The following is a 7,402-nucleotide window of genomic DNA, read 5'->3' as shown; positions in this document are numbered from 1 at the left end:
CAGAAATACGAGTTGCTTTAATCTCTGGGGGTCAGGGTTATTTGTAACCGCCACCGGCGCGGCCCCGTCCGCGACGGCGCGGACGGGGCCGGCGGTGCGGCCGGTGCGCCCTTCGCCGCCGCGCGGCCCGGCCGCAGGATGCGCTTGCGCCGCCCCGTGGTGCCCTCCGCGCCCAGCAGCGCCACGCCCGCCACCGGCACCCCGGTGCGGGCCAGCAGCTCGGACACCCGGTCGGCCTCCTCCGGGCGGACGTTGCCCGCCATCACCGTCACCAGCACCGCGTCGGCGTGCTGCACCAGGTCGTAGGCGTCGTTGGCGTGCAGCAGCGGCGAGGAGTCGATCAGCACCACGTCCGCGTGCCGGCGGGCCAGCGTCAGCACCTCCCCGGCGCGCAGCACCAGCGCCGCCGGGTAGGCCGTGGTGTTGCCGCCGGTGATCAGCGCGACGCCCGGCACGCCGGTACGGCGGATCAGGTCCACCGGGTCCGGCAACTGCTCGCCCGACAGCAGCTCCGCCATGCCCGGGCCGTCGCCCACCCCGAACTGCCCGCGCAGGTCCGGCTGGCGGAAGTCGCAGTCCAGCAGCAGGACCTGACGGCCCGTCTCGGCGAGGGTCGCCGCCAGGTTCGCCACCGTGGTGGTCCGCCCGTCGCCGGACCGTCCCGACATCACCAGCACCACCGGCGCCGGCTCGGCCGCCCGCCGGGCCCGCCGGTCGTCCGGGTCCAGGCCGCCCTGGCCGAGCCGCGCCGACAGCGACCGCGGGCCGGTCAGCAGCAGGGTGGAGCGCAGCGAGCGGTACGCCTCGGTCGCCGGGTCCTCCGGACGGGCCGTCACCAGCGGCTCGCGCAGCCGGCGCAGCCGCCGCGACAGGCGCGGGATCTCGCCGATCACCGGCAGGTTGAACGCCTCCTCGACGCCGTCGCGGGTGCGCAGCCGGGTGTCCATCCGGGACAGCATCAGCGCGGCGACCACGCCCAGCGCCAGGCCCAGCACCACCGCCAGCGCCAGCCGGACGGTGCGGGTGGGCGAGGTCAGCAGGTTGCCGCCGGCCTCCTTGGTGTCGATCGACCCCCACTGCTGGATCGCGTCGGTCTGGCTGTAGTTCTGCAGGTCGGCGATGGCGCCGAGGGTCTTGGTCAGCGCCGCCGTCGCGGTGGACAGCTGCGGCTGGAGCTTGGCCTGATCGGTCGCGCCCGCCCGGCTGAACTGCTTCTGCAGGTCGTCGAGTTGCTGCTGCTGGGAGTCGGCCTGCGCGCGCAGCCGCTTGATCGACTCGTCGGCGCTCTTCTTCGACTCCTGGCTGTACCCGGTGATGGTGGCCTCCGACAGCGCCGCCGCCAGGTCCGCGCAGGACTGCTGGGTCGGGCCGGTGGTGGTGAACACCAGCATCTGGGTGGAGGCGGCCGCCACCGTGCGGCGCGCCGACAGGCCCGCGACGTCCGTGATGTGCAGCTTCTGCGCGGCGGCCGTGGTCACCGCCGAGCCCTGCGCGTAGGACAGCACCTGGTCGGCGCGGACGGTGTCCGCAGCGCCCGCGACCGGCGTGATCGCCACCTTGCACTGCCACTTGCCGTTGTCGACCGCGTCGCCGGCCGGCGTCAGGACGAACCCCACGACCAGTGCGGCGGCGGTACAGCCGGCCAGCAGCCGCCAGTACCGCCGCAGAACGGTGAACAGATTTGCCGGTTCCACCGGTTGGTTCCCCTCGCCTCGTCCCCACGCCCACGCCCGCCGCCCGACGGACGGCGTGCGCCGGCACGGCCTCGAATCCCCCCGGAAGCGGCGCCGAGCGACAACTCCGCACGGTGCTCCACGGCTGCGGCCACAACAGACTGGACGGTCCCCCCAGACCATTCCCCCGGCCACCGATGCTTCCCGGCCCGGACCTGCGGCGCAAGCACTTTGGCGATTCCGGTACCGAGCCGTGGACGGATTCCGGACGCGCGCACACGATCCGATCACACGCCGCCGGACGGCCGCGGTCGGTCGGCGGACGAACCGCCCGCCCGGCGTCAGGCCAGTGCGCGCTCGTAGAACGCGACCATCCGCGCGGACACCTGCTGCAGCGTGTACCTGGTCAGGAAACGCGCCCGGGCGGCCTTCGCGCGCACCAGCGCCTCGCCCGGCCCGTCCAGGGTCCGCAGCAGCGCCCCGGCCAGCTCCTGCGGACGCTGCGGGGGCACCAGCAGCGCGTAGTCCTCCGACCCGACCGTCTCGCGCAGCGCCGGGACGTCCGCGCACACCAGCGGCACGCCGACGCCCATCGCCTCCATCGCCGCGCTGCCCAGCCCCTCCCAGCGCGACGGCACCGCACACACGTCGGCCGCCGCCATCAGGTCGAACACGTCGTCGCGCGGCCCGAGGAAGCGCACGCCCCCCGCCCGGGCGGCCAGTTCCTCCAGCCGGGCCGTCTCGCCGCCCGGGCTGCCCGCGAGCAGCAGCACCGCGTCCGGCCGCGCCGCGCGCACCGCCGGCCAGGCGGCCAGCAGCACGTCCAGACCCTTCTGGTACTGCTGCCGGGCCGCCGCCAGCACCACCGGCACGTCCTCGGCGAGGCCCAGGCCGGCCCGCACCGCCGCCCGCCGCTGCGGGGTCACCGACCCGAGCAGCTGCGGGTCGCGGCCGCGCGGCACCACGTCGATCCGGCGGCGCGGCACGTGCAGGCGGGCCGCCATCGCGTCCGCGACGTGGTCGGTCAGCGCGTGGAATCGCCGCACGCCCTGCGCGGTCAGCGCGTCCACGGTCTGCGCGGCCCGCACCTTCCACGGGCTGAGGCCGCGGGCCCTCCGGTGCTCCGGCCCGTACGCCGAGTTGACCAGGCTGGACACCACCGGCACCCCGGCGGCGAGCGCCGCCGGGCGGCCCAGCACGTCCGACTCGAACAGGGTGGTGTGCACCAGGTCCGGCCGGCGGCGGCGGAACTCCGCGCGCAGCGCCGCCAGCCGGGCCGGGCGCGAGCCGCGCAGCACCGGCACCGGCTCCGCGCCCGCGGCCCGCAGCTCGGCCTGGAAACCGCCCGGGGACTCCTTCAGGAACGCCACCTGCAGCTCGACGCCCGCCCGCACCAGCAGCGGCGCCATCGCCACCAGGCCCTGCTCGGCGCCGCCCACCCGGCTCACACTGTCGATCACGTACACCACGCGCACCGCAGCAACCCCCTTGCCCAGGCCACCCCCTGACCGGCGCTCAGCATCCCAGCCGGACCGGGCCCGCGTCCGCGAAACCGGAGGAAACCCGACCGGTGACGGCGATCGGCCGGCGGCGGCCGGCCGCGCGGGTGGTGAGCATGCCGGCCGGCGCGAGTCGCCCACGTCGGTGCCGCGACAGCGCCGGGCGCGGCGGCACCGGCCGGCGGCGGCCGGGGCGCAGGGCGGCGCGCGCCGGACACCCCGACGCCGGAGCGACGAGGCGAGGGGCCGGGGCGACCCACGTCGGGCTCGCGGTCGGGGAAAGCGGAGCCCGGCAGGAGCCGCGGCTCGGTAGGGTCGGGGCCATGGCCGAGCCACGGGTACTGCACGTGATCACCGACCCGCGGGCCCGGGGCGCGCAGCGGACGGCCCGGGACCTGCACGCCGAACTGGTGCGGCGGGGCCAGGGCTCCGAACTGGTCGCGCTCCATCCGCACCCGGACGCCCAACCGGGCGGCGCCGTACGGGTGTTGGGGCCGTCGCGGCACCACCCGGCCACGCTGCGGGCGCTGCGGCGGGCCGCGGCCCGGGCCGACGTGGTCGTGGCGCACGGCTCCTCGACCCTGCAGGCGTGCGCGCTCGGACTGCTCGCGGCCCGCACCCCGTTCGTCTACGTCAACATCGGCGACCCGCGCCACTGGACGTCGACCCCCGCCCGGCGGCTGCGGGTCGGCGCGCTCCTGCACCGGGCCGCCGCCGTCGCCGCGATCTCCCCGCACGCCGCCGAGCTGCTCCTCACCCGATTCCGGCTGCCCCCACGCCGCCTCCACGTGCTGCCCAACGCCCGGGCCGCAGAACGCTTCCCGCCCCCCGAGGGCCCCGCCGGGAAGGCCGCCGCCCGCGCGGCCCTCGGACTGCCCGCCGACGGACCGCTGATCGCCTGGATCGGCGCACTCAGCCCGGAGAAGCGCCCCGACGTGGCCCTCGCCGCCCACGCCCTGCTCCCCGGCGACGTCCGGCTCGCCCTCGCCGGCGAAGGCCCGCTCCGGGAGCAGCTCGCGGAACGCGCCGGCCCCCGCCTCCACCTGCTCGGCCCGCTCGCCGATCCCGCGCCGCTCTACCGGGCCGCCGACCTGCTGCTGCTCACCAGCGACTCCGAAGGGGTCCCCGGCGTCCTGATCGAAGCCGCCCTCGCCGCGCTGCCCGCCGTCGCCACCGACGTCGGCTGGGTCTCCGACGTCGTCCGCCACGGCGAGACCGGCCTGCTCACGCCCCCTGACGACCCGTCCGCCAGCGCCGACGCCCTGCGCACCCTCCTCACCGCCGACCGCACCGCCTACGGCACGGCCGCCCGCACCCGCGCCCTCACCCACTTCGACCTCGACACCGTCACCACCCACTGGCAGCACCTCCTGCGCCAAGTCGCCGGCGACACCCGGCCCACGAAGACCGGGACCTGACGGCCCGGAACCGGGAGCCTGCTGCCGGGGAGGCCGATGCGGCCGCGCCCGCCGGGCGGGGCCGCTCCGGCGGGCGGTGGGCTCGGCCGGCCGGCCCGTGCGGGAGCGGGCGCGGCAGGGCGGCGGGCGAGGGCGCGGCAGGGCGGCGGTGGCCTTGGCGGTGGCGTTTCCGAAAACGCCTGCAACGGGCGGCGGTCGGCGGTGCCTCCGCCCATACTGGGTGCACACCGGAGGCGGGGGAGGCGGCGATGGCAGGGCTGGTCGTGGCGGGGATCGTGGTCCTGCTGCTGGCAGCGGCGAGCGTGAAGCGGGTGGGGCCGGGCCGGCGCGGACTGGTGTTCCGGCTGGGCCGGCTGCGGGACCGCACGCTGCCGCCCGGGCTGGTGGCGCTGGTGCCGTTCGTCGACCGGCTGGAGTGCGTCGACCTGGCGGAGACCATCCTCGGGGTGTCGTTCACCGGAGCCGCCCGGGACGGTCGACGGGTCGACGTCCAGGGCGAGTTGACGTTCCACGTGGCGGACCCGGCGGTGGTGGCGACCGTCGTCCGCGACCACCGCGAGGCGATCCGCCAGCTCGCGCTGGTGACCCTGCGCACCGAGGCCGAACAGCGCACCTTCGAGGAACTCGCCACCGCCCGCGGGGAACTGAGGCTCGCCCTGCTGCGCGAGATCGGGCCCGCCGCGGCCGGCTGGGGCGTCGAACTGGACCGGGTCGAGGTGCGGAGTGTCACAGCCGCCGGACCGTCGGCACCCGAACCGACGGTGCACTGAACGGAGTTCGCCCCTGCGGGCCGGCAACCGGTCTGTCACAGCGCCGTACCGGACGGAAACCCCAGGAACCGTCCGCCAACCGGACGCGTGGTGACGCATGCCCGCCGCTCGGCGGGCGCAGAACCCGCCCCCGCAGGAGCATCCGATGAACCTCCGCAAGCCCGCCGTCCTCGCCGCCCTGGCCTGCTCCGTCCTCGCCCTGACGGCCTGTGACCCCGACGGCTCCAGCTCCGCCGCACCTGCCGCCGGCTCCGCGAGCACCCCCGCCGCCGCCCCGTCGGCCGCTGCCTCCACCGGCGCCACCGGCGGCGGCTCCGCCGCACCCGGCGGCACCACCGGAGGCAAGCCCGCCGCCGACACCCCGGCCTGCGGCGGCTCCGAGAAGGAGAGCGACGTCAAGGCCGAACTCACCGTCGACAGGAGCGGCGACCCGCGGATCACCGGCGTCATCAAGCTCACCAACACCACCGCCAAGGACTGCGTCGTCTACGGCAAGCCCGAGCTGAAGACCGACCACACCGCGCAGTTCGAGAAGCTCGCCAGCAGCGTCCTCGGCACCGGCAGCTTCGCCACCGACAAGGCCAACGGCACCGTGCTGCACCCCAACGTGCCGGTCTACCAGGCCGTCACCTGGCTCTCCTCGCCGCCGGTCGCCCCCAACGCCTCCTGCACCACCGGCTCGCTGCTGGTGCTGGTCCGCAACGAGGGCGTCCTCACCCTCCCGATGCCGGTCAAGGACGCCCGGTACTGCCCGGTGAAGGAAGAGGGCTCCGCCCAGGTCCAGATCGGCGTGCCGCAGGCCTCCGAGGCCGACGCCAAGGCCCAGCTGCGCAATCTCGGCAAGTGACCGCGATCCGGTGGGCGGGCGTGCGGGGGCGCGGGCCCGCCCACCGGGAGCCGACGCCGCGCCGACGCCGCGCCGCGCCGACGCCGCGCCGACCCGGCGTCACGACGACTTGGCGCCGCGCCGAGCTGACGCCATGCCGAACCGTCGCCGCGCCGTCCCGCCGCCGCGTGGGCCCGAGACAGGCGGGCGTACGTGCGACACCTGGGCCTGAGGCACCACCAGGCACCGGCCCTCCGAAGCCTGTTCGAGGGCGCTGCTCCGATCCGGCGAATTCCGCCGCCCGCAGCCCCGATCGCCTGGCCCGCCGGCCGTCCGGCCTGCGACGCTGCCCCCGTGAAGCCGCTGCTGCGAACCACCGTCCTGCTCGCCGTCGCCGGAGGCCTGCTCACCGCCCCGGCCGCCGCCACCGCCGCGCCCGTGCTGCCGACCGCGCCGCACGGCCTCGCCGGGAGCCCGCTGCTGACGCCCGGTCAGTACCTGACCGCCAAGCCGGCGTCCGGGCTGCCCGCCCAGCACCTGCCCGGTGCCCAGAACCCGCCCGCCGCACCGCACCGGCCGGCCGACGGGCCGCAGGCCGCCCGCATGCACGAGGCCGTCGAGTTCTTCTGGTACAACTGCTCGCACTCCGCGGCGCTGGAAGCCCCGCTCGCCGGCTGGGCCGCCCGGCACCAGGGCGACGTGACGCTGCGCCGCGTCCCCGCGGTCTGGCCCGGCAGCCCCGGCGAGGCCGAACAGCGCGCCCACGCCCGGCTGTTCTACACGCTCGACCGGCTCGGCGAGGTCGACCGCCGGCAGGCCGCCGTGTTCCACGCCGTCCGCGAGGAGCACCTCGACCTGACCACCGAACAGGGCGCCGCCGACTGGGCCGCCGCGCAGGGCCTGGACGCCGCCGCGTTCCGCACCGCCTACCACTCCGCCGAGGTCGACCGGGCCGTCGACCAGGCGCCCAAGCTGTTCGCCGACAACCGGGTCACCGAACTGCCTACCGTGATCGTCGACGGCACCGGCCGCACCTATCCCACCCGGGCCGGCGGCGTCGAGCGGATGCCCGACGCCCTCGACCGGATGGTCACCGAACAACGCGCCGCCGACCCCGCCCGCTGACCGCCCCGCCCCCGCCAACCCCCATGCTGGTCCGGGAAGTTCGGACCGCAACCGTCGACAACCGGCCTGAGCTGGCGCAATCTTCACGGAA

6 protein-coding genes are annotated in these 7,402 nt (G+C 76.5%); 4 read left to right on the top strand and 2 right to left on the bottom strand.

Going from position 1 to position 7,402, the window contains the following annotated elements:
* Positions 1 to 17: 17 nt before the first annotated feature.
* Together ACFV1L_RS20110 and ACFV1L_RS20105 are read right to left on the bottom strand one after the other, a co-directional pair.
* Positions 18 to 1,694, bottom strand: a complete 1,677-nt coding sequence (locus tag ACFV1L_RS20110; protein ID WP_380367588.1) for a tyrosine-protein kinase family protein — start codon at positions 1,692 to 1,694, stop codon at positions 18 to 20.
* Between the two features lie 320 nt (positions 1,695 to 2,014).
* Positions 2,015 to 3,148: a glycosyltransferase family 4 protein gene (locus tag ACFV1L_RS20105; RefSeq protein WP_380367586.1), complete on the bottom strand. Its 1,134-nt coding sequence runs from the start codon at positions 3,146 to 3,148 to the stop codon at positions 2,015 to 2,017.
* Between the two features lie 347 nt (positions 3,149 to 3,495).
* Here ACFV1L_RS20105 and ACFV1L_RS20100 point away from each other — a divergent pair, with 347 nt between their 5' ends.
* The 4 genes from ACFV1L_RS20100 (at position 3,496) to ACFV1L_RS20085 (ending at position 7,311) form a co-directional block, all read left to right on the top strand.
* Entirely contained in the window at positions 3,496 to 4,590 is a 1,095-nt protein-coding gene (locus tag ACFV1L_RS20100) for a glycosyltransferase (RefSeq protein WP_380367584.1), read from the top strand.
* 248 nt (positions 4,591 to 4,838) lie between these two features.
* On the top strand, positions 4,839 to 5,360 hold the full coding sequence (locus ACFV1L_RS20095; protein ID WP_380367582.1) for an SPFH domain-containing protein: 522 nt from the start codon (positions 4,839 to 4,841) through the stop codon (positions 5,358 to 5,360).
* A gap of 145 nt (positions 5,361 to 5,505) precedes the next feature.
* Positions 5,506 to 6,207 (top strand): hypothetical protein, encoded by a 702-nt coding sequence (locus tag ACFV1L_RS20090; protein ID WP_380367580.1) that lies wholly within the window; start codon positions 5,506 to 5,508, stop codon positions 6,205 to 6,207.
* Positions 6,208 to 6,540: 333 nt separating this feature from the next.
* Positions 6,541 to 7,311, top strand: a complete 771-nt coding sequence (locus ACFV1L_RS20085) for a DsbA family protein (RefSeq protein ID WP_380367578.1) — start codon at positions 6,541 to 6,543, stop codon at positions 7,309 to 7,311.
* Positions 7,312 to 7,402 lie beyond the last annotated feature (91 nt).

Source organism: Kitasatospora sp. NPDC059646, assembly GCF_042734615.1.
Taxonomy (GTDB): domain Bacteria; phylum Actinomycetota; class Actinomycetes; order Streptomycetales; family Streptomycetaceae; genus Kitasatospora.
The sequence above is the reverse complement of the archived record's forward strand: the minus strand, read 5'-3'. Positions and strand labels throughout refer to the sequence as shown.

What these genes read in the sequence shown, in the direction of transcription:
- ACFV1L_RS20090 (WP_380367580.1), top strand. Translation starts at nt 5,506, where the DNA reads ATGAACCTCCGCAAGCCCGCCGTCCTCGCCGCCCTGGCCTGCTCCGTC.
- ACFV1L_RS20095 (WP_380367582.1), top strand. Translation starts at nt 4,839, where the DNA reads ATGGCAGGGCTGGTCGTGGCGGGGATCGTGGTCCTGCTGCTGGCAGCG.
- ACFV1L_RS20100 (WP_380367584.1), top strand. Translation starts at nt 3,496, where the DNA reads ATGGCCGAGCCACGGGTACTGCACGTGATCACCGACCCGCGGGCCCGG.